The following is a 20,868-nucleotide window of genomic DNA, read 5'->3' as shown; positions in this document are numbered from 1 at the left end:
ATCTCTATTGATTGCGACCAAGCATTAAAGGAGAATACCATGAAAACGTTAGATGTTAAAACTTTGCACCATGCAATTGATCAAACACTGACACAGTTAAAACAACAATCACTACATATCAAATCCCTTGAAAGCCAAATCAATCGAATCATTTCATTGGATGGCGCACTAAAGGGGGAAGCTGGAGAAGCGATTCGAGCGTTTTACTCAGAGTGCCATATCCCTTTCTTGCAATTCTTTCAAGTCACGATTGGAGAATACACCTCCGTACTCCAAAAGGTACAGAATGCACTTCATGCATTTGAATCAAATGAAAATGGCTTTATCTCACAAGCATTTCTCGAGCATGAGCTTGATCAAGGTTTAAAAAATGCCGAAACAGCTGTATCTGATATCATGTCAGATGTGAGCAGTGCCATCGGCAAAGTCAGCCATATTATTCATTTACCAATTGTGGACGAGTCTGCTTTTCAAGTCAGTTACCAAAAAGCCTGGATGAACATCTCAAAAACCATCGGTACGCTCCATGCCTTTGACAGAGAACAAGCCAGTGCTTTGAATGAAACCAAGAACTCCATACAAACAATGAAAGAATACATAGACACTCTAGGCACAATGTTCACTGGTGCAAAAATCGGGATCACCACCTATCAAAAAGGGTCCATTCTCAAAGATAAGGAAGACAAAAAGATCAGCAGTAACCTAAACGAATTGAATAAAAAAATAGACAATCCCGATGGAAATCCAATGGCGATCATGCTGAATAAGCTGAATGATAAAGAGCGATCGAATGTGGATACGGTTGTAAATAGGAAACCCTCTAATAAAATTAATCAAGACGCCGTGTTCGTAAATGGAAAAGTATATAATACAGATGAAAAGATTGACTTCGCAAATGCCAAAATAGTTGACGTTATTCGAGATGGAATGCTCTATCGGTTACGAATAACGGACCAAAACAAAGTGAATATTGAGAGCATCACAAAGATTTCCGACTTAAAACAAACCCCAAAAATCTTAAATACAGCGGTTGAATTTACAGGAATAAATGATGCAATTCGAATCATAACAGGGAGAGACCCTGTATCAGGTGACAAAGTCGCTGACATGGACCGTCTAGTATCAAGCTTGTACATGATACCCGTAGCTAAAATCGCTAAAGTTGGAAAATACGTATTTAAAATCATGAAAGGAGAGAAAGTAGCCAAGAAGATTGTCAAAACACCTTCCTTCGGCAAACACTCCGTACCAAAAGGTCCGTATCGTGAAGTAAATGGGTTCCCGGCAAAAGTAAAACCAGGCGCTCAAGAGAAACATATTCCTGATGCACCTAACTATAAGCAAGAAGTTGCGAATGGTAAAACCAAGAGTATATTCTATGGAGACAATAAAAAGGCACAAGAATTACTAGATAAATTTGCAGGAAAAGGTGATATGTTCACTAAAAATAGAGAAAGAATAAATTTTGGTCAAGTAATAGGAAAATACTATGATCACAAATCCAAAACGTATCTAGAAACTACTAACGGATTGATACATTACGGAAAAGATGGAGCTCACATAGTACCAGCGAGACCATAAAAATCATTATCAGAAGGGGATATACATGGGATACGATTCATTAATTAGAACATTAATAGATTTTGAAAAAAGTGATATGATACTAGAATGGGAAAATGGTTTTAGAATTATCGGTAAACTAGATACTGTTTATGAAACAGACAATGGATTAGAAGATGACGATGTAAATTACACGGAATACCATGCTGCTGGATTTAAAGCGAATAAAATATTAGCTAATCCTACCAATAATTGTGGTATTGTTTATGAATGGCTGAAAGAAGGTAATGCTTTTACTGAAATTTCCCTTTATAACGATCCACCAACAGCAGTATATTTACCGGATGGTCAAAAAATATGGGAATTGGACAATGATAAATAACAGACGGATAACAAAAGAAAGCCCCTCTAATAAAGAAGAGCTTTCTTTTGTTTTAACTGAACATATTTCGTAAACTTTGTTTTATTTGAAGATACCTTTTTAAATCCAACGGCTATTTATCGTAATTCCTTTCGCATGCCCCTCGGCCAACAAATCAAGGAAATATTCTTATTTGATCAGCGCATCATCTCTTTTCGATCAATAAAAAGGTTTTCTGTCAAAATTTCTTGCATTTCCCGCGGTCTGCTGTTTTTTCTTTAATTTTGTTATAAATCGTAACTTGTACACTCTTAAACCCTTATTTATATAAAGACGCCACGCACTCCACATGACTCGTATGCGGAAACATATCCACCGGCTGCACTTCCTCCGTCACATACCCACCATCTTCAAGAATACGCAAATCACGAGCTAGCGTCCCTGGATTACAGGACACATACACAACACGGTTCGGTTTCATCTTTAAAATCGTATCAAGCAGTGCTTCATCACAGCCTTTTCTTGGCGGATCAACAACTAGCGTATCTGCTATGATGCCTTCTTTGTACCAGTTTGGGATGACGGTTTCTGCTTCGCCGACTGCGAATTCAACATTATTGATTCCGTTTAAGGCAGCGTTGCGTTTTGCATCTTCAATTGCTTCTGGGACAATTTCAACCCCATATACTCTGCCTGCTTTTTGTGCGAGAAATAAGGAAATCGTACCGATTCCGCAGTAGGCATCGATGACGGTTTCTTCTCCTTGCAGCTCGGCATATTCAAGGGCTTTGTCATAAAGCACCTTTGTTTGAGCTGGGTTCACTTGATAAAATGAGCGGGCTGAAATGGCAAATTTGATGTCGCCAATCGTATCATAAATGTATTCTTCGCCCCATAAAACGGTTGTTTCGTCTCCGAAAATGACATTTGTTTTCTTTGAATTCACGTTTTGTACAATTGACCGAACGTGTGGGAAGCGTGCTATAATCTGCTCAATCACCTGCTGCTTTTGCGGAAAATCAGCCGTTCTAGTAACAAACACAACCATCATTTCACCTGTTGCAATACCGTAGCGAACCATGACATGACGCAACCAGCCTTTATGACGTTCTTCGTTATATGCTTTGATACCGAACGCTTGGCATATTTCTTTGACAGCTTGAACGACTTCATCGTTTTCTGATTGCTGGATCAAACATTTTTCCATATCAATAATTTCATGGGTACGCTGCTGATAAAATCCAGCAACAAGTCCGCCTTCCCGTTCGCCAACTGGTACTTGTGCTTTGTTTCTGTAATTCCAAGGGTCTTCCATGCCGAGTACAGGATGAACTTTTACACGGCTCATATCAAGCTTGCCGATCCGCTCCAATACGTCCTTTACTTGTTTCTGTTTAAATTGCAGCTGACCTTCATAGCTCATGTGCTGGATTTGACAGCCACCGCACTGCTTGTAAATGGGACATGGCGCATCTTGCCTGTGCTGACTTTCCTTTGTCAGCTCCATGAGTCGTCCAAAAGCAAATCCTTTTTTGACACGTGTGACTTTGATTTTCCCTTGCTCGTCAGGAAGGGCATTCGGTACAAACACAGGGAAACCCTCAATTTTCGCTACACCTGCACCTTCGTGCGTTAAATCTTCGAAGGTTACATTGTAGTATTCATTCTTTTCAACAGGCGGTTTCATTTTCACCAATTTTATCACCTCATTTGCAAAGAAAAACTTGGTCGCCATAAGGAACCAAGTTTAGTCTTCACCCTATTTTTTCAGCTGTTGCTTTTGGCACAATAAATTCAATATGGCGATACAGATTTTCAAATTCACCTGGCAGCATGCCGCCGTATTCACCATCTAAATTCAATTGCATTTTATCTTTTACATCTACCTTCACGCGATTCGCTTTTGCGTAGATGACATTGTTATCATGAATATGCTCGCCTCTGAGTGCAAGGCTGACCACTCGAATGGCTTCTGCTAGATTGACCTTCTTTAGAATGATCAGGTCAAACATCCCATCATCTAGAATGGAATCTGGTGCCAGCTTTTCAAAGCCGCCTACTGAGTTTGTTAGTGAAACAAGAAACAGCATGATTTCTCCATGAAACAATTTGCCGTCATATTCAATTTCGACTTCTGTCGGGCGAATGGAAGGAAGCATCTCCATGCCTTTCAAATAATACGCAAGTTGTCCTAGCATAGTTTTCAGCTTACTAGGCACTTCATAGGTCAGCTCTGTTAATCGGCCGCCTCCCGCAATATTAATGAAATACTGTCCATTCACATTACCAATATCAAGCGGCTTTGCTACACCATCAATGATGGCATCTGTCGCTTTTAAAATATCTTCTCTTGGAATGCCAAGTGCTCTTGCGAAGTCATTGGTCGTTCCAACTGGAATGATTCCTAATTTTGGTCTTTTTTCAAGCGGTGCTAATCCATTGACGACTTCATTAATCGTGCCGTCTCCACCAGCTGCTACAATTAAATCAAAATCTCTCTGTGCGGCTTTTTCGGCTGCTTGTGTTGCATCTCCTGCACATGTCGTCGCATGACAAGATGTTTCATAGCCAGCCTGTTCAAATTTTTGCAAAACCTGCGGTAAATTCTTCTTAAAGAGTTCACGTCCAGATGTCGGATTGTATATAATTCGAGCACGTTTCATTCATCATCATCCTATTATCATTATGCAATCTATTTTCACCACTAACAACCTTTAATTATACTATGAGATTTGAAAATGGCAACAGAACAACCCCCTAATATTTGAAATCTCATGGCACGTTTCCCTCAGCAGATCAGCATTCTGATAAGATAAAAGAAAACGATGAAAAGGATGATATGCCATGAAAAAGCCTGTCTATTTCAATCATGACGGCGGTGTTGATGATCTCGTGTCCTTATTTCTACTTCTTCAAATGGAACACCTGAAAGTGATCGGGACGTCTGTGATTCCTGCTGATTGTTATTTAGAGCCTGCGCTGAGCGCTTCTCAGAAAATTATTGATCGTTTTAGCCCATATGAGATTGAAGTAGCCGCTTCCAATTCTAGAGGTGTGAATCCATTTCCAAAGGAATGGCGCATGCATGCTTTTTATGTAGATGCCCTGCCGATTTTAAATGAAAAAGGCGCTATTGATACAAAAGTATCTAAGCTTCCTGCACATCTTCACCTGATTGAAACGATGAAAAAGTCAACCGAACCTGTTACGCTACTCTTTACAGGACCGCTCACAGACCTTGCACGCGCCTTAGAAGAAGATCCTTCCATCTCAAATAAAATTGAGAAACTGGTGTGGATGGGCGGCACATTCCTTGAAAAAGGCAATGTTGAAGAACCCGAGCATGATGGAACAGCAGAATGGAATGCTTTTTGGGACCCTTATGCTGTGAGCACCGTATTTCAAGAGCGGTTTCCAATTGAAATGGTCGCACTGGAAAGCACGAATCAAGTCCCGCTCACACTCGATGTCCGTCAACGCTGGGCTTCCCTTCGCTCTCACATCGGGATTGACTTTATTGGACAATGTTATGCCTTTTGTCCGCCTCTCATTCATCACGAAACGAACTCGACTTACTACTTATGGGATGTGCTGACAACCATCACTCTTGCTTCCACCTCATTTACCCGTTCAAAAGAAATGAATGCAATTGTTTATACCGAAACACCAAGACAAGGACGTACCGAAGAGCATCCAGATGGAAAGACGATTCATGTCATTGACCACGTTGATCGGGATGCCTTTTTCGAGGCCTTTGAAGAGCTTATGAGAAAAGCGGTTTGTCAGATTTCATCATAAAAAAGCCCCGCTTATTAGCGGGGCTCAAATTGTTGACACAGGGCTAAAATGAACTTGATTTTAGCCCTGTGTCTTCTTTTCAGCGTGATAGAAAACCTTTGCAGTCTAGGAATTACGAGCACCGGCACGCAGGACTGACAAAGAATGCGAGGGTTTGTCTACACGCTGAAGCCCCGCTCATGAGCGGGGCTTCCTCTTACTCTTCTTCAGCGTACTTTTTCTTACGTCTAAACTTGCTTAAGATTTCATACACGATTGGCACAATGACCAATGTGAGAAGTGTAGAACTTGTTAAACCGCCAATAACGGTGACGCCAAGTCCTTTTGATACGATCTGACTTCCGCCTTCAAAACCTAATGCAAGTGGCAGCAATGCACCAATTGTCGCAAGTGCCGTCATTAAGATTGGGCGTAATCTTGTTGTACCTGCTTCAAGTAAGGCTTCTCTTGTTGAAAGTCCTTCTTTCTCTTTATGAATCACTCGGTCAATTAAGACAATGGCATTTGTTACAACGATTCCGATCAGCATCAGCAATCCAATCATGGCATTTAAGCTGATGGTTTCTTTCGCTACAAACAATCCAACGAGTGCCCCAATAATCGTAAATGGAAGTGAGAACAGAATCGCAAATGGTGCAAGACCTCCGCCAAATGTAATGACGAGAACGAGGTATACAATAGCAATCGCTGCAAGCATTGCGAGTCCTAGCTGTGTAAAGGATTCCTCAATATCCGCACTTACACCGCCTGTATCAATCGTAACGCCAGATTTCAAATCAAGCTTGTCAACTTTCTTCTGGACATCTTGTGTCACACTTGATACGTCGTCTGTTGTCATGTCACCAGATACTTCAGCGTAAATCTTCCCATCACGCTTTGTTACAGTGTTTGCTGTTGTGCCATCTTTCACTTTCACCACATCGCCAATTCGGACTTGTTGTCCTGTTGGTGTTGTGATCTTTTTATTCTCTAGATCTTTTTTACTCTTGTATTCATCTTTTTCTGTTTGAAGCTTCACATCTAGTTCTTTGCCGTCCTCTGTTACTTTCGTCAACGTTGTTTCATTACTTTGAGGAGCGATCGCCTGTGCGATTTGTGAAGCGGTCAAGCCTAGTTTCGCCAGTTTTTCTTGATCTGCATTAAACGTATATTCGTCATACTTCTCAGATAAGCTTGTGCTGACGTTTTTCAAGTTCTTCTCATCTTTTAAAATGTTCTCGACATCTTTGACTGTGCCTTCAATATCACTTGCTTTGTCACCGTACACATAGTACGTCACTGTATTGCTTGCGCCAGCAGATGAGAAGTCTTGTGATTTCCATTCCCCTTTAGACGTTTTGTCTTGAAGGGCTTTAACCACACGATCTTTTTCTTTATCAAAGTTCGGTGTGTCCTCGTCGTATTGTACGAAGAATAATGCACCGTTAGAGTTTCCACCAACACTTGCTGTCAGTGCATTTGAAGAGCCTAATGAATATTGAACCGTATTGACATGATCACGTTTCATTAAGTAATCTTCTGCCTTTTTCGTTTCAGCAATGGCTTGTTCTCTCGTTTGTCCAGGCTCTGGCGTGTATGTCACCATTGCCGTTTTTTCTGCTTCCTGCGGTAAGAAGCTGACACCGACAAGTGGTGCGAGGAATAAGCTACCGATCAGCATCAAAATCGCAATTCCTGACGTGATCCATTTATGGTTCAATGTCCAATTGAGTACACGTCTATAACCACCAGCAAGTTTGCTTGGTTTGTGTTCTTTTACCTTTTTCGCTTTGCCGTACAGGTTCTTTTTAAATAGGCTGTGAGCCATCATTGGAACGATTGTAATGGCGACAAGTAGTGAAGCCATTAGAGCAAACACAATGGTTAATGCAAATGGGATGAATAGTTCACCAATCATTCCACCCACTAGAGCTAATGGCAAGAATACCGCAATTGTGACAATCGTCGAAGACATAATCGGAATAAACATTTCTTTTGTGGCTTCTCTAACGAGTGCTTTTCCTTTTAACGGTTCATCTTTTAACGCCATTCGTCGATAGATGTTTTCTATGACGACAATCGAGTCATCGACAACACGTCCAATGGCGACTGTCATGGCACCAAGTGTCATGATATTTAATGTGATATCGAGCTGATTTAATAATAAAACAGCAATCAACAGGGATAACGGTATGGAAATCACCGAGATTAATGTTGATTTGATATCTCGAAGGAACAACATAATGATAATGATCGCAAAGATTGCTCCGATGATCGCCTTGTTCAGCATTGTGCTGACAGATTCTTTAATCGGCTCTGCTTGATCATATGTCGTGCTGACTTTGATTCCTTTATTGTCTTTTTTGAATGTATCAAGTTCTTTTGTGACTGCTTCTGCTACACTCACTGTGTTGGCATCAGAGCCTTTAACAATTTGCAAACCGATACTGTCTTTTCCGTTCGTTCTAGAAATCGATTCTGCATCTTTCACGACTTTAATATCTGCAATCTCAGAAAGTTTGATCGTCGGCAGCTCTACAGATTGACCGCTTGCTGCACCAGGTTGTTGCTGAGCTGCTGCTGCTTGCTGCTGACTTGCACTTCCAGCCTGTTGATCAGCACCTTGAGCTCCTGCATTTCCTGAGCCGCTAGAAGGCGCTCCAGCTCCTGCGCTTCCCGCACCGCCACTTGCACTTGGTGTGACAGGAATTCGCATGTTTTTCAAATCTTTAACACTTAAAATATTGCCATCCACTACGACTGATTTTTGCTTGTTGCCAAATGTGTATAACCCTAAAGGTACATTGACATCAGAGCCTTTGATCATGTTTTGGACAGTTTCTTCATCTAAACCATATTCCTTCAATTTCTTTTGTTTAAAAGAAAATTCTACTTCTTTGATTTGTTGTCCAGAAGCTTCGACAGAAGAGACACCATCTAAACCTTGAAGAGAAGGAATAAGGTCATTTTCCACTTTTTGTGTCAGGTCTTGTAATGACTCTTTATCACCGGAGACACTAAGAGCTAAAATTGGAATCGCATTGATGCTAAAACGTGCGATTTTTGGTTTTTCTGCATTTTCTGGAAAATTGATATTGCTAATGGCATCTTCAATTTCCTTCTTTGCTTCATCCATGTCTTTATTGTAATCGTACTCGATTTGAATCGATGAGGCATTTTCAAAAGAATTAGAAGTGACCACATTCACCCCATTGAGATTTTGTATCGACTTCTCAATTGGATCTGTCACCTTATCTGATACTTCGTCCGGCGTTGCGCCAGGATACGTTGTAGAAACCGTAATGACTGGAGTGTTGATATTCGGGATTGATTCTTGTTTCATATTCAATCCGGCATATAGACCAGCAACTGTTACGATAATCGTCATGAGCCATACAGCGAACTTGTTCTTTAATACAAAATTGATGATCGAATTCATTATGTCCTCCATTTTCCTTTATGTATTGACTGACTGGTCATTCTATATCATAATAAACGGTGATATACAATGCCGTCAACCATTTCACTTGCGTTTGACGTAACATTCTAAAGCTGAAGGGGCCTTATTTCATGAACGAAAAAAAAGAAAAAATCATTAAAGCAAGCATTCAGTTGTTTGCGAAAAAAGGTTTTTCTTCTACGACCATTCAGGAAATTGCAGATGAATGCGGAATTTCTAAAGGTGCATTTTATTTGCATTTCAAATCAAAAGAACAGCTTTTCAACAGAGCGTTTGAATATTATATCGACACGTCTATGCAAAGTATTGAAAAGATTCGAAAAGAAAATCAACATCTTGCGCCTAGAGAAATCTTTCAGAAACAAATCGCTGAACAGTTCCAGCACTTTGCTGAGAACAAGGATTTTATCATTTTGATCCTCAGCGAGAACATTATTCCGGAAAATCAGCAAATTAAAAAGTATTCCAAAACGGTTAAAAAGCAGATGAATGATGAAATCCAAATTTCTATTTTGACCACGTATGGACAGGAGATCGAACCATATATAACTGACCTGTCAGTCATGATTCAAGGAATCATCCAATCTTATGTGCAAGTACTGCTTTTGCAAGATCAGATGCAATTATCATGTGATGAGCTCTCATCCTTTATTCTCGACCGATTTGATGATTTGGTGCATGGGCTTCTCCGTTCTCATGCGAAGCCGATTCTAAAGCAAAACATTTGGGATGATGAAGCGCCAAATGCCGCTACTCTTCAAGAAGAGCTTCGATTGTTAAAATCTGAGCATCTGCTTTCGGATGATACCCTTGTATCCATTGAAGTTATTGAAGAAGAATTGGCCAAAGATGAGCCGCGCAAGCCGGTCATTCAAGGGATGCTGACAAATTTAGAAACGTGTGAGGACTCCGCTGTCCAAAGAGCTGTGGAACAATTGAAGCTATTCCTCCAATGACAATACGTGGCGATGTTCACTTTAGTTCACCTTTATCCCCTTCGAATATGTGCTAAAGCTTATGCTTCATTATAAAAAAAGAACCAATGAATTGATATACGGCGGTGGTCTGAATCTGTGATAAGACCCTGTCATATCCATCAACAAAAAAACCGCCTCAATGAAGAGGCGGTTTTTGCGATTTATCGTTTTTTAATTTCTTCGAGAAGAATCTTGTTGACCATCGGTGGGTTTGCTTGTCCCTTCGATGCTTTCATGATTTGTCCGACTAAGAAACCAATTGCGCGGTCTTTTCCATTTTTGAAGTCTTCAATGGATTGCGGGTTGTTATCAAGAGCTTCTGTGACAAGTTTGAGCAGTGCACCTTCGTCAGAAATTTGGACAAGTCCTTTTTCTTTGACGATTGTTTCTGCGTCGCCCCCATTTTCGATAAGCTCTTTGAATACCTTTTTGGCAATCTTAGAAGAAATCGTTCCTTTTTCGATAAGCTTGATCATACCAGCCAGTCCTTGCGGCGTTAGCTTCGTATCTTCCAGCTCTTTTTGAGCCGAGTTTAAGTACGCAGATACTTCACCCATGAGCCAGTTTGATGCTTGCTTCGCTTCAGCACCTTCTGAAATGGTCGCTTCAAAGAAATCAGACATTTCTTTTGTCAGCGTCAGTACCATTGCGTCATATGCAGGAAGTCCAAGTTCATCAATGTAGCGTTTGCGGCGCTCGTCTGGAAGCTCTGGAATCGATGCTCTTACACGTTCTTTCCACTCGTCATCAATATACAGCTCCACCAAATCTGGTTCTGGGAAGTAACGGTAATCATCAGAACCTTCTTTGACACGCATCAGGATCGTCTTTTTAGACGCTTCGTCATAGCGGCGAGTTTCTTGTTCGATCAAGCCGCCAGAAAGCAATACTTGCTCTTGACGTTTTTCTTCGAATTCAAGACCTTTTTGGACGAATGCGAATGAGTTCAAGTTCTTGAGCTCTGTTTTCGTTCCAAACTCTTCACGGCCGATTGGACGAAGAGAAATGTTGGCATCACAACGAAGTGAGCCTTCTTCCATCTTACAGTCAGAGACGCCTGTATATTGAATAATGGATTTTAATTTTTCTAAGTAAGCATACGCTTCTTCTGGCGTACGAATGTCAGGCTCAGATACGATTTCAACAAGTGGTGTACCTTGACGGTTGAAATCGACGAGTGAATAACCGTCGCCTGTGTGCGTTAGTTTTCCTGCATCCTCTTCCAAATGAAGACGTGTAATACCAATTCGTTTTGTTTTGCCGTCTACTTCAATTTCAATCCAGCCGTTTTCACCGATCGGTTTATCAAATTGAGAAATTTGATACGCCTTTGGGTTATCAGGATAGAAATAGTTTTTACGGTCAAATTTTGTATCAGTTGCAATCTCACAGTTCAGTGCCATTGCTGCTTTCATCGCAAAGTTCACCGCTTCTTTGTTCAGCACAGGTAGTACGCCAGGATAACCAAGATCGATGACACTTGTTTGCGTATTGGCAGCCGCACCAAAAGGCGTCGGTGAGCTTGAGAAAATTTTTGATTGTGTTTTGAGCTCTACGTGGACTTCAAGTCCAATTACCGTTTCAAAGTTCATTCTGATTCACCCCTTACAGTTCAGGTTTTGCTTTATGATGATCTGTTGCTTGTTCGAAAGCGTGAGCCACGCGGTAAACGGTTCCTTCATCAAAGTGTTTACCGATGATTTGCAGTCCTAACGGAAGACCATTTGCAAATCCACAAGGCACACTGATTCCTGGGACGCCTGCAAGGTTAACAGGGATCGTTAAAATGTCGTTTGCATACATCGTCAGTGGATCGCTTGTCTTTTCACCAATGTTAAATGCCGGAGTTGGTGTTGTTGGTCCTACAATGACATCATACTTTTCAAAAACATCTTCAAAGTCTTTTTTGATCAGCGTACGGACTTTTTGCGCTTTTTTATAGTATGCATCGTAATATCCTGAGCTTAGAGCGAATGTGCCAAGCATGATGCGGCGTTTGACTTCGTCTCCAAAGCCTTCAGAACGGGTATTTTTATATAAATCAATCAGGTTGTCTGCATTGTCTGTACGGTAGCCATAGCGAATACCGTCAAAACGAGCAAGGTTTGCAGATGCTTCTGAAGATGAAAGCAAGTAGTAAGTCGCAAGCGCATATTTAGAATGCGGAAGAGACACTTCTTCCCATGTGGCACCAAGTCCTTCTAATACTTTCAACGCTTGAAGAACAGACTCTTTTGCTTCTTCGCCAACACCTTCGCCAAGATATTCTTTTGGCACAGCGATTTTCAAGCCTTTGATGTCGCCAGTTAATGAAGAAAGAAAATCTGGGACATCGACATTTGCACTCGTTGCGTCCATTTGATCAACACCAGAAATCGCTTGAAGAACATATGCATTGTCCTCAACATTACGCGTAATCGGCCCAATTTGATCTAATGAAGAAGCAAATGCGATTAAACCGTATCTAGATACACGGCCATACGTTGGTTTAAGACCAACAACACCACAGAATGATGCCGGCTGGCGAATGGAGCCGCCTGTATCTGATCCAAGAGAGAATGGTACTTCTCCAGCTGCAACTGATGCTGCTGAGCCACCACTTGACCCACCTGGAACTGTGTTTAAATTCCACGGGTTTTTCGTTGCTTTGAAGCCAGAGTTCTCCGTAGAAGATCCCATCGCAAATTCGTCCATGTTTAATTTACCGATTGTGACAGCTTCCGCTTCTCTTAAGCGGTTCACAACGGTTGCATCGTAAATAGGATCGAAGTTTTGCAAGATTTTACTTGATGCCGTTGTACGTAAATCTTTCGTCACGATGTTATCTTTGACACCGATCGGCATACCGAACAATAGACCAAGCTCGTCCTTTTCACCAACGGCCTCGTCCAATTCTTTTGCGTACGCACGTGCTTTCTCTTCGTCCAGCGCTAGGAATGCTTGTACTTTCCCGTCTACTTCATGGATTCGTTTATAAGACTCGTCCACTAAATCAGAAACAGACAGTTCCTTTTTATGTAAAAGCTCTTTTAATTCAGAAATTTTGTGGTCAAACAGTGACATGCCTCAGGCCTCCTTTAGTCCAAAATTGATGGCACACGAATATAGCCGTCTTTATGATCAGGCGCGTTTTTAATGACTGCCTCAATGGAAAGACCTTTATTCGGAACATCTTCTCTCATGACGTTTTTCATTTTTAATACGTGTGTTGTTGGTTCAACGTTTTCCGTATCTACCTCGTTTAACTGCTCTGCAAATGAAATGATGCTATCAAGCTGTTCTGTAAACATCTCAGCTTCTTCTTCTGTAATTGCAAGCCGTGCCAAATGCGCAACATGCTTTACTTCTTCTATTGAAATTCTTGACATGCAGGTTCACCTCCAAAAATGATACGTGTTCGTGGTCATGATCATAAGTCATATACACTTTATCATATCAAATTTTACTGTTCTAAAGCAACTTTACGAGGACGCCTAGAAAGGCTTTGTCCACTAATATGTCATTGTGGTGCAGCCAGTGTCTAAAATATTCATCAAGTTGACTTTTTATTTTTCAGAAAATTTTTTCTTTTATTTAATTTAGTAAGCGCTTACATATAGACGCTTATCACGCATACACGTATTTTTTTTGTCTGATGGGGATGTTTAAGAAGGTTGATCACTTGGGAATACTCTGATAGGTTAAGTAACCATAGCAGTGAGCAGACAGTTCAATAGACTGTTCTTTGTATATTTTGATTGAGGTGATGTCAAATTAATACGAAAAAGGTGATATGGAAACATGAGTATTGAGATTGTAATTTCTCTATCTATTTATTTTATTGGAATGCTGGCTATTGGCTGGTATGCATTCAGAAAAACAAATGACTTGAATGATTATATGTTAGGCGGACGCGGGTTAGGTCCTTATGTAACGGCTCTATCTGCTGGTGCAGCTGATATGAGTGGGTGGATGCTGATGGGGCTTCCAGGCGCTATGTATACAACTGGCCTTTCATCTGGATGGCTTGCTGTTGGTTTAATTAGTGGGGCTTACTTAAACTATCTATTCCTAGCGCCACGATTGAGATCATATACAGAAGTTGCTGATGATGCAATTACCATTCCAGACTTTTTTGACAAACGGTTTAAAGACTCATCTACTTTATTGAAAGCTGTCTCAGCTGTCATCATTATGATTTTCTTTACGCTTTACACCTCATCAGGTATGGTATCAGGCGGACGCTTATTTGAATCAGCGTTTGGTGCTCATTATATGTTTGGTTTAATCTTAACTTCTAGTATCGTGATTTTGTACACACTATTCGGCGGCTTTTTGGCAGTTAGTTTAACTGATTTTGTTCAAGGAGCTATTATGTTTTTAGCATTAGTGCTCGTGCCGATCGTTGCCTTTACTCAATTAGGTGGACCTGTTGCCACATTCAATGATATTCAACAGATTGACCCTAAATTGCTTGATATTTTTAGAGGAACGAGCGTCATTGGCATTATTTCCTTCCTCGCTTGGGGACTCGGTTACTTTGGACAGCCGCACATTATTGTTCGCTTTATGGCGATTACGACTGTAAAAGATTTAAAGCCAGCACGTCGTATCGGTATGAGCTGGATGATTGTGTCTGTCATTGGTTCACTATCTGTCGGTTTAGTCGGCGTGGCGTATGTTCATGAAACAAGCACCACTTTGGCAGACCCAGAAACCATCTTTATTGTGTTTTCTAAAGTGTTATTCCATCCATATATTACTGGATTTTTACTTTCTGCCATTTTAGCTGCAATTATGAGTTCAATTTCTTCTCAGCTGCTTGTCACTGCAAGTGCGATGACAGAGGATTTATACCGTACGTTCTTTAGAAGAAAAGCCTCTGACAAAGAACTGGTGATGATTGGACGTATCTCTGTACTAGTCGTAGCGATTGTTGCCATTGGTCTCTCTCTAAACCCAAGTGATACCATTCTTGACCTTGTCGGTTATGCTTGGGCTGGATTTGGATCTTCATTCGGTCCCGTCATCTTGTTATGTCTATACTGGAAACGAATGAATCATCATGGCGCTTTAGCCGGAATGATTGTTGGGGCTGTTGTCGTTCTCGTTTGGATTTCAACAGGCTTAAACAACACGACTGGATTGTATGAAATGGTTCCTGGATTTATTTTAAGTGGTTTGACTGCTATTATTGTCAGCCTCTTAACAAATAAACCGTCTAAAGCTTCTAAAAAGCTATTTAGCAAAATGGAAGACCATCTCGAAGAAGAAACAAAATAACCAGACATGAGGAGTCATCTGCATTATGCGGATGACTCTCTTTATTTTTCAATAAAATGCTTTTCTTTCTCCCGTTTCTGAATAAAATAGAAGTTGTGCAGCCATATGGGCTGTGAGAAGATCATATACATGATGTGAAACGTACATGAAGTGAAAGGAGCGATACGCATGTTTTGGACAATTGAATGGGATACGGTCTTAAAATTAGCCGTTGCCACCTTAATCGGTTTGATCATCGGTCTTGAACGCGAACTTAAGAAAAAGCCGCTTGGGCTGAAAACGTGTATTGTCATTGCTGTCAGCTCCTGCGTATTAACCATCATCAGCATTGATGCAGCCTACAATTTCCCTCGAGTCTCTAAGCTTCAAATGGACCCACTCAGGTTACCGGCGCAAATTATATCTGGTGTTGGTTTTATTGGAGCAGGTGTGATTCTTCGCAAAAGCAATGACGTCATCTCAGGTCTTACGACATCTGCGATGATTTGGGGAGCAGCAGGACTTGGGGTTGCAACAGGTGCAGGTTTTTATAAAGAAGCCTTCCTCAGTCTTTTCTTTATTCTTGTCAGTGTGGAATTTTTACCTTGGCTCTTCCAGCGGATTGGCCCCATTCGCTTACAGGAAAAAGAAATCCGCATCAGAATGTCACTTTCTGATCGAAACCGCATGACAGAGATTTTAAAAGAAATGAAAGCACTCAATATTCGGATTCATTCTGTACGTATTGATGATTTAAAGGAAAAAGACTATCCGATCATGGAAGTACGTGTTCGCGTACATAAAGACCGCTATACAACCGATGTGTACTTTGATATTAAAGATTTAGAAGGCGTTGTTGGTGTGAAGTGTGATACGGTGTAGGATAAAAAGCCCCTTGCTATGTGAAACAGCAAGGGGCTTTCGATTTATGTTGTTAGCTGATGAAAGTCAAAAGGCGTAATTGGGGTTTTGTCCTCAATCTCCTTTCGAAAACGCGCCAGCATGGCACTTTCGTCAGCGCTTAGTGTTCGGAGATCAAATGCTTGATGTAAAAGCCCATAAATAAGCATATGACGCAGCATAAGGAAATCTGGTATTGTCGCCAGCCATGCGTCATCAAGCTCATTCTCCTGTCGATAGCCTTTGAGAAAATGGCTCATAAATTCACCCGTAAATTCAGCTTTATCCTCATACGGAATCACCGGATACCAAAGAACGTTGTATAGCAAAATGCTCATATCGTTGATAAACCAGTGATACCCACAATCATCAAAATCAAATGCAATGATTTCTCCATGATGATAGTGGAAGTTCCCGTGATGTAAATCCGCATGCACCAGTCCATAGACATCCTTGGATATTCGGAGCTGGTGAAGCTTTTGCATCAGTTCATCTTTTCGCTGCAACACAACCGTTTGATCAGAAGGAATATACGTTTCAAGCTTTAATTGCTCCTCCTCATACCACTCTTGACGCTTATAGCGAGGATCTTTCACTTGATATTGTTTAGTCGTTTGATGCATACGCCCTGTATAGGCTCCTAACGCTTGAAACAACTGTCCATTCCAATCTGCTTCGGTCACTTTTCTGCCGGGCGCCTTTTCGTACACTCTCAGCAAAAAAGCGCCTCCTGCTTGATCGGGAATCGCTTCAACATCTTTTCCTCTTGTGGATAAAACCGGTTTAGCTACTGAGATTCCATGTTGAGATAAATACCGAATCCAGTCCATTTCTCCCAAAATATATGTGCGGGAGCGGCGAATGGTATGGGTGATTTTCAATATATAACTCGACCCTTTTTCATCCGTATATTCATACACATAATTTTCTGCATCGGCTAGAAATGTGACCTGTTCTGGCTGAAAATGATAGAGTAGAGCCGCTTTCTTTAAGACCATTTGTTCATCGTATCGTGCTTTTACTTCTTTATGCATGCTGATTCTCCTTTTATCGTCTTTTTACTTATATATGACGGTAATCAGCATTTATACGAGCATCAACATACCTGCCTTTCCTTTTGGTTTCTTCACATACTTTGACAAAAGTTGAAAGATTCCTCTAATTAGAAATAAAAAAACCGCCAAAAGGCGGTTTTTCAGATTGTTGACAAAGGGCGAAAATGAACTTGATTTTAGCCCTTTGTCTTCTTTGCAGCCCTAGGAAGGACGAGTACTGGCGCGGAGCGAATGTCACATTCGTGAGCACCAGCACGCAGGACTGACAAAGAATGCGAGGGTTTGTCTACACGCTAAAAACCGACAAAAGGCGGTTTTTATTTAGTCATATATATGGACCGTTGGTTCTTTATCTTCAGCATTTTTTGTGATGAGGGCTTCTTGCTGATCAGAAGAGGTGATGTTGATTTCTATATTGGTGCTCTTATAGTAATCCATGACTTCACCTGTTAAGTATTGCGTGAATGCCACGACTTCTGTTTTTCCGTAGAATTGCATTGGAATTTCTACTTTCATTTTTTGCAAGTTCCCGTTTTTATAGAAACCTTTGCCTACCACACCTGTGTAATTCGGGAAGTAGTCTTCTACCTTTGTCTTGAAGCGGTCAAATCGCTCTGAATCATCTTTGTAGCTGCTCTTGGCATTATCTGAAGGGAAGAAGACATTCTCTTCTTTAATCGTATCCCAACTGCCAATATCAGCTGATCCTGCTTTTACATCAGTTTTAGCGATGAAGTTTCCTGGAACAATAGATGATTTTGGTGCTTGTTTATAAAGAGCAATCATGACTGGGACTTTTTGCAGTCCGTCCATTTGACGAAGGCGTTTAATGACTTGTTCCGCAATTTTTTCGCCCTCTGCTAAAAGTTTCTTTGAATTCTTCGATGAATCGATGGTCACCTCTTGCTGAGGATCTCCGATATTTTCGCGATAATAATAGACAGAGTTAAGCGCAAGACCGATAACAACCCCGCCAAGCTGTAAGCTATTTTTATCTTTTCTGATTAAGTAATTATGCTCTAGCATGGAAGCTAAGTAGATTGGACTATTTTCGTTTTTTGACTTTGTTGAACCTGAGTTTGGAAGAGCAGGGTTTAAGCCTAAGTTCTTAAAGTCTTTGTCTTCTTTTTCAGCCTTTTTCAGATCACTGCCTGTTTTTTTGCGGGCAAGCCAGCTGAGAACAGTATCTTCATCTAAATGCTGTCCTTCTTGGAACAGATAATCGTTTGTATTGAATGATTCTGTTGCCAGGCGCATGAGTCCTGTTTCAAATTCATCAATGTCTAAGCGTGTATTGAGACGCTCTGCTGTTAGTCCTCTTGCCGCTCCTTGTTTAAACGGCAGCACCATTTTGTAATAGGAATCAGAGATGTTGTACATTGGGATGATCGCTGTTTCTTTCGTTTCATCCGTTTTTTGTGTGACCTCTTCATCATCCTTTCCCCCAAAAGGTGCACACGCTGACAATACCAGTGTGAGCATTGTCAGCAGCAATAGCAACTTTTTCAATAGAAAACACTCCTCTTATTTCTTTAGCTCCTCGAGCATTTTGGCTTCGTCCCAAATTTCAATATTGAGTTCTTCTGCCTTTGTCAGCTTACTTCCAGCTGCTTCACCGGCAATGATTAAGTCTGTTTTTTTACTTACGCTACCTGCTAACTTGCCGCCTAATGCTTCGATCGCTGCCTTTGCATCATTACGAGACATTTCTTCTAATTTCCCCGTCAACACAATGGTTTTTCCTGCAAAGTAGGAATCACTTTCTTCTACTTTCACCGGTTTTGGCCCTGTGTAGGTCATATTGACACCAAGTTCTTTTAGTTCATTTAGCAGATCTAGTATTTCTTCTTTCTCAAAGTACGTGACGACTGCATCGGCCATTTTTTCACCAATTTCATCTACTTCAAGTAATTGCTCTTTCGTCGCTTGTTTTAACTGATCGATATCCTCAAAGTGCATGGCCAATGTCTTCGCCGCTTTAGAACCAATAAATCGAATACCGAGTCCAAATAATAACCGTTCAAGAGAGTTTTCTTTCGATTGCTCGATCGAACGCAGTAAATTATCAACTGATTTCTCGCCCATTCGTTCTAGCTGAATCAACTCTTCTTTTGTTAAACGGTACAGGTCTGATACACGAGAGACAAGCTGTTCTTTGAAAAGTTGTGTAATGACTCGCTCCCCTAACCCATCAATATTCATCGCATTACGAGACACAAAGTGAATGAGCCCTTCACGTATTTGGGCGGGGCATTGTGGATTGATGCACCGAAGCGCAACTTCTCCTTCAATTCTGACCAGCTCACTTTGACACTCTGGACATTCAGTCGGCATGTGAAACGGCTTTTCTTCTCCTGTTCGCTGATCAACAAGGACCCCTGCAACCTCTGGGATAATATCGCCCGCTTTTTTGACAATCACTTGATCAAAAAGGCGGATATCCTTCTCTTTGATCAAATCTTCATTATGAAGAGAAGCACGCTGCACTGTCGTTCCTGCCACTTTTACAGGCTCAAGAATCGCTGTTGGGGTGATGACGCCAGTACGCCCCACACTTAGTTCAATATCAATCAGCTTCGTCACGACTTCTTCGGCCGGAAATTTGTACGCAACAGCCCAGCGTGGACTTTTTGCTGTGAAGCCTAGTTCTTCTTGCTGAGCCAATGAATTGACTTTAATGACAATGCCATCGATTTCGTATGAGAAATCAGCACGCTTTGTTTTCAGTGTTTCAATGAGGTCGATCACTTCTTCAATGGTTTGGCACATCCGTCTTTCTTTGTTCGTTTTAAAGCCAAGCTCATCGAGAAGATCAAGTCCTGCGCTTTGCGTTTCAACACCAATTTCATCAAGCTCCGCTATACTGTAGACGAAGATATCAAGGTTTCGTTTCGCTGCAATTTTCGTATCGAGCTGACGAAGTGATCCAGCAGCCGCATTACGCGGGTTCGCAAACGGCTCTTCTTCGTTTTGTAATCTTTTTTCGTTAAGGGCTTCAAAAGAAGGTTTTGGCATAAATGCCTCGCCTCTCACTTCAATCGACAGAGGCCGATTGATTTTGAGCGGGATGGAACGAATGGTTTTGAGGTTCTCGGTAATATCCTCACCTGTTGTCCCATCACCCCGCGTGGCACCCCGGACAAACACGCCATTTTCATAACGGAGAGAAACAGCGAGTCCGTCAATTTTCAGCTCGACATTGTAAGCGACGTCGTCACCGACTGCTTGACGAACCCGGCGGTCAAAATCAAGAAGGTCCTGTTCATGAAACGCATTGCCGAGACTGAGCATCGGTGTACCGTGACGTACTTTTTGGAAGGCGTCTAAAACAGCACCTCCTACTCTTTGCGAGGGTGAATCCGCTGCTTTTAAATCAGGGTATTCTTCCTCCAGAGAGATCAGCTCACGCATCCGCGCGTCATATTCAGCGTCAGGAACACTTGGACGATCCAGTGTGTGATATTCGTAGTTGTATTGATTCAAAATCTGGTGTAGTTCCTCGATCCGGCGTTTCGCTGCTTCTTTATCCATCTGCTT

At 41.3% G+C, this 20,868-nt stretch carries 15 protein-coding genes; 6 read left to right on the top strand and 9 right to left on the bottom strand.

Going from position 1 to position 20,868, the window contains the following annotated elements; genetic code table 11:
* The first annotated feature begins 39 nt into the window (after nucleotides 1–39).
* Nucleotides 40–1,581, top strand: a complete 1,542-nt coding sequence (locus tag ES896_RS15225; protein ID WP_035703579.1) for a T7SS effector LXG polymorphic toxin — start codon at nucleotides 40–42, stop codon at nucleotides 1,579–1,581.
* 25 nt (nucleotides 1,582–1,606) lie between these two features.
* Nucleotides 1,607–1,942 carry a hypothetical protein gene (locus ES896_RS15220; RefSeq protein WP_057078357.1) on the top strand — a complete coding sequence of 112 codons (336 nt, stop codon included), beginning with the start codon at nucleotides 1,607–1,609 and terminating at the stop codon, nucleotides 1,940–1,942.
* 298 nt (nucleotides 1,943–2,240) lie between these two features.
* On the opposite strand, the gene rlmD is transcribed toward ES896_RS15220, so the two are convergent.
* Nucleotides 2,241–3,614 (bottom strand): 23S rRNA (uracil(1939)-C(5))-methyltransferase RlmD, encoded by a 1,374-nt coding sequence (rlmD, locus tag ES896_RS15215; protein WP_048002048.1) that lies wholly within the window; start codon nucleotides 3,612–3,614, stop codon nucleotides 2,241–2,243.
* A gap of 61 nt (nucleotides 3,615–3,675) precedes the next feature.
* On the bottom strand, nucleotides 3,676–4,584 hold the full coding sequence (locus tag ES896_RS15210) for a diacylglycerol kinase (protein ID WP_135226978.1): 909 nt from the start codon (nucleotides 4,582–4,584) through the stop codon (nucleotides 3,676–3,678).
* Between the two features lie 181 nt (nucleotides 4,585–4,765).
* On the opposite strand from ES896_RS15210, the gene ES896_RS15205 reads away from it, so the two are divergent.
* Nucleotides 4,766–5,719 carry a nucleoside hydrolase gene (locus tag ES896_RS15205; protein ID WP_008344231.1) on the top strand — a complete coding sequence of 318 codons (954 nt, stop codon included), beginning with the start codon at nucleotides 4,766–4,768 and terminating at the stop codon, nucleotides 5,717–5,719.
* A 196-nt stretch (nucleotides 5,720–5,915) separates the two neighbouring features.
* Here the strand turns inward: ES896_RS15205 and ES896_RS15200 are convergent, their stop codons facing one another.
* Nucleotides 5,916–9,137, bottom strand: coding sequence for an efflux RND transporter permease subunit (locus tag ES896_RS15200; protein ID WP_135226977.1), 3,222 nt, complete (start codon nucleotides 9,135–9,137; stop codon nucleotides 5,916–5,918).
* A 131-nt stretch (nucleotides 9,138–9,268) separates the two neighbouring features.
* Here ES896_RS15200 and ES896_RS15195 point away from each other — a divergent pair, with 131 nt between their 5' ends.
* Complete coding sequence (locus ES896_RS15195; protein WP_135226976.1) at nucleotides 9,269–10,114, top strand: TetR/AcrR family transcriptional regulator; 846 nt, start codon at nucleotides 9,269–9,271, stop codon at nucleotides 10,112–10,114.
* 182 nt (nucleotides 10,115–10,296) lie between these two features.
* Here the strand turns inward: ES896_RS15195 and gatB are convergent, their stop codons facing one another.
* Genes gatB through gatC form a run of 3 tightly spaced genes read right to left on the bottom strand, consistent with a single transcriptional unit; the run spans nucleotide 10,297 to nucleotide 13,503 of the window.
* Nucleotides 10,297–11,727, bottom strand: coding sequence for an Asp-tRNA(Asn)/Glu-tRNA(Gln) amidotransferase subunit GatB (gene gatB, locus ES896_RS15190; RefSeq protein ID WP_007496855.1), 1,431 nt, complete (start codon nucleotides 11,725–11,727; stop codon nucleotides 10,297–10,299).
* Between the two features lie 13 nt (nucleotides 11,728–11,740).
* Nucleotides 11,741–13,198 carry an Asp-tRNA(Asn)/Glu-tRNA(Gln) amidotransferase subunit GatA gene (gatA, locus tag ES896_RS15185; RefSeq protein ID WP_007496857.1) on the bottom strand — a complete coding sequence of 486 codons (1,458 nt, stop codon included), beginning with the start codon at nucleotides 13,196–13,198 and terminating at the stop codon, nucleotides 11,741–11,743.
* Between the two features lie 14 nt (nucleotides 13,199–13,212).
* Nucleotides 13,213–13,503: an Asp-tRNA(Asn)/Glu-tRNA(Gln) amidotransferase subunit GatC gene (gene gatC, locus ES896_RS15180; RefSeq protein WP_003213898.1), complete on the bottom strand. Its 291-nt coding sequence runs from the start codon at nucleotides 13,501–13,503 to the stop codon at nucleotides 13,213–13,215.
* A gap of 412 nt (nucleotides 13,504–13,915) precedes the next feature.
* Here gatC and putP point away from each other — a divergent pair, with 412 nt between their 5' ends.
* Both putP and ES896_RS15170 read left to right on the top strand, forming a co-directional pair.
* On the top strand, nucleotides 13,916–15,397 hold the full coding sequence (gene putP, locus ES896_RS15175) for a sodium/proline symporter PutP (protein ID WP_039168534.1): 1,482 nt from the start codon (nucleotides 13,916–13,918) through the stop codon (nucleotides 15,395–15,397).
* A gap of 168 nt (nucleotides 15,398–15,565) precedes the next feature.
* The gene (locus tag ES896_RS15170; RefSeq protein ID WP_008344247.1) at nucleotides 15,566–16,258 is read left to right on the top strand and encodes an MgtC/SapB family protein; all 693 of its coding nucleotides are present in this window, start codon (nucleotides 15,566–15,568) and stop codon (nucleotides 16,256–16,258) included.
* Between the two features lie 44 nt (nucleotides 16,259–16,302).
* Here the strand turns inward: ES896_RS15170 and ES896_RS15165 are convergent, their stop codons facing one another.
* The 3 genes from ES896_RS15165 to ligA all read right to left on the bottom strand — a co-directional run bounded on the left by ES896_RS15165 (nucleotide 16,303) and on the right by ligA (nucleotide 20,862).
* On the bottom strand, nucleotides 16,303–17,310 hold the full coding sequence (locus tag ES896_RS15165) for a phosphotransferase enzyme family protein (RefSeq protein ID WP_008344249.1): 1,008 nt from the start codon (nucleotides 17,308–17,310) through the stop codon (nucleotides 16,303–16,305).
* 342 nt (nucleotides 17,311–17,652) lie between these two features.
* Nucleotides 17,653–18,840, bottom strand: a complete 1,188-nt coding sequence (locus tag ES896_RS15160; RefSeq protein ID WP_135226975.1) for a CamS family sex pheromone protein — start codon at nucleotides 18,838–18,840, stop codon at nucleotides 17,653–17,655.
* Nucleotides 18,841–18,855: 15 nt separating this feature from the next.
* Nucleotides 18,856–20,862: an NAD-dependent DNA ligase LigA gene (gene ligA / locus ES896_RS15155; protein ID WP_135226974.1), complete on the bottom strand. Its 2,007-nt coding sequence runs from the start codon at nucleotides 20,860–20,862 to the stop codon at nucleotides 18,856–18,858.
* Nucleotides 20,863–20,868 lie beyond the last annotated feature (6 nt).

This window comes from Bacillus sp. 005/A4HT-01/001, assembly GCF_004634445.1.
GTDB classification, from domain to species: domain Bacteria; phylum Bacillota; class Bacilli; order Bacillales; family Bacillaceae; genus Bacillus; species Bacillus altitudinis.
This window is presented reverse-complemented; position numbering and strand designations above follow the sequence as displayed.

Excerpts from the sequence above, each read along its gene's own strand:
- ES896_RS15225 (WP_035703579.1), top strand. The coding sequence starts at position 40 with ATGAAAACGTTAGATGTTAAAACTTTGCACCATGCAATTGATCAAACA.
- ES896_RS15220 (WP_057078357.1), top strand. The coding sequence starts at position 1,607 with ATGGGATACGATTCATTAATTAGAACATTAATAGATTTTGAAAAAAGT.
- ES896_RS15210 (WP_135226978.1), bottom strand. The coding sequence starts at position 4,584 with ATGAAACGTGCTCGAATTATATACAATCCGACATCTGGACGTGAACTC.
- ES896_RS15205 (WP_008344231.1), top strand. The coding sequence starts at position 4,766 with ATGAAAAAGCCTGTCTATTTCAATCATGACGGCGGTGTTGATGATCTC.
- ES896_RS15200 (WP_135226977.1), bottom strand. The coding sequence starts at position 9,137 with ATGAATTCGATCATCAATTTTGTATTAAAGAACAAGTTCGCTGTATGG.
- ES896_RS15195 (WP_135226976.1), top strand. The coding sequence starts at position 9,269 with ATGAACGAAAAAAAAGAAAAAATCATTAAAGCAAGCATTCAGTTGTTT.
- gatB (WP_007496855.1), bottom strand. The coding sequence starts at position 11,727 with ATGAACTTTGAAACGGTAATTGGACTTGAAGTCCACGTAGAGCTCAAA.
- gatA (WP_007496857.1), bottom strand. The coding sequence starts at position 13,198 with ATGTCACTGTTTGACCACAAAATTTCTGAATTAAAAGAGCTTTTACAT.
- gatC (WP_003213898.1), bottom strand. The coding sequence starts at position 13,503 with ATGTCAAGAATTTCAATAGAAGAAGTAAAGCATGTTGCGCATTTGGCA.
- putP (WP_039168534.1), top strand. The coding sequence starts at position 13,916 with ATGAGTATTGAGATTGTAATTTCTCTATCTATTTATTTTATTGGAATG.
- ES896_RS15170 (WP_008344247.1), top strand. The coding sequence starts at position 15,566 with ATGTTTTGGACAATTGAATGGGATACGGTCTTAAAATTAGCCGTTGCC.
- ES896_RS15165 (WP_008344249.1), bottom strand. The coding sequence starts at position 17,310 with ATGCATAAAGAAGTAAAAGCACGATACGATGAACAAATGGTCTTAAAG.
- ligA (WP_135226974.1), bottom strand. The coding sequence starts at position 20,862 with ATGGATAAAGAAGCAGCGAAACGCCGGATCGAGGAACTACACCAGATT.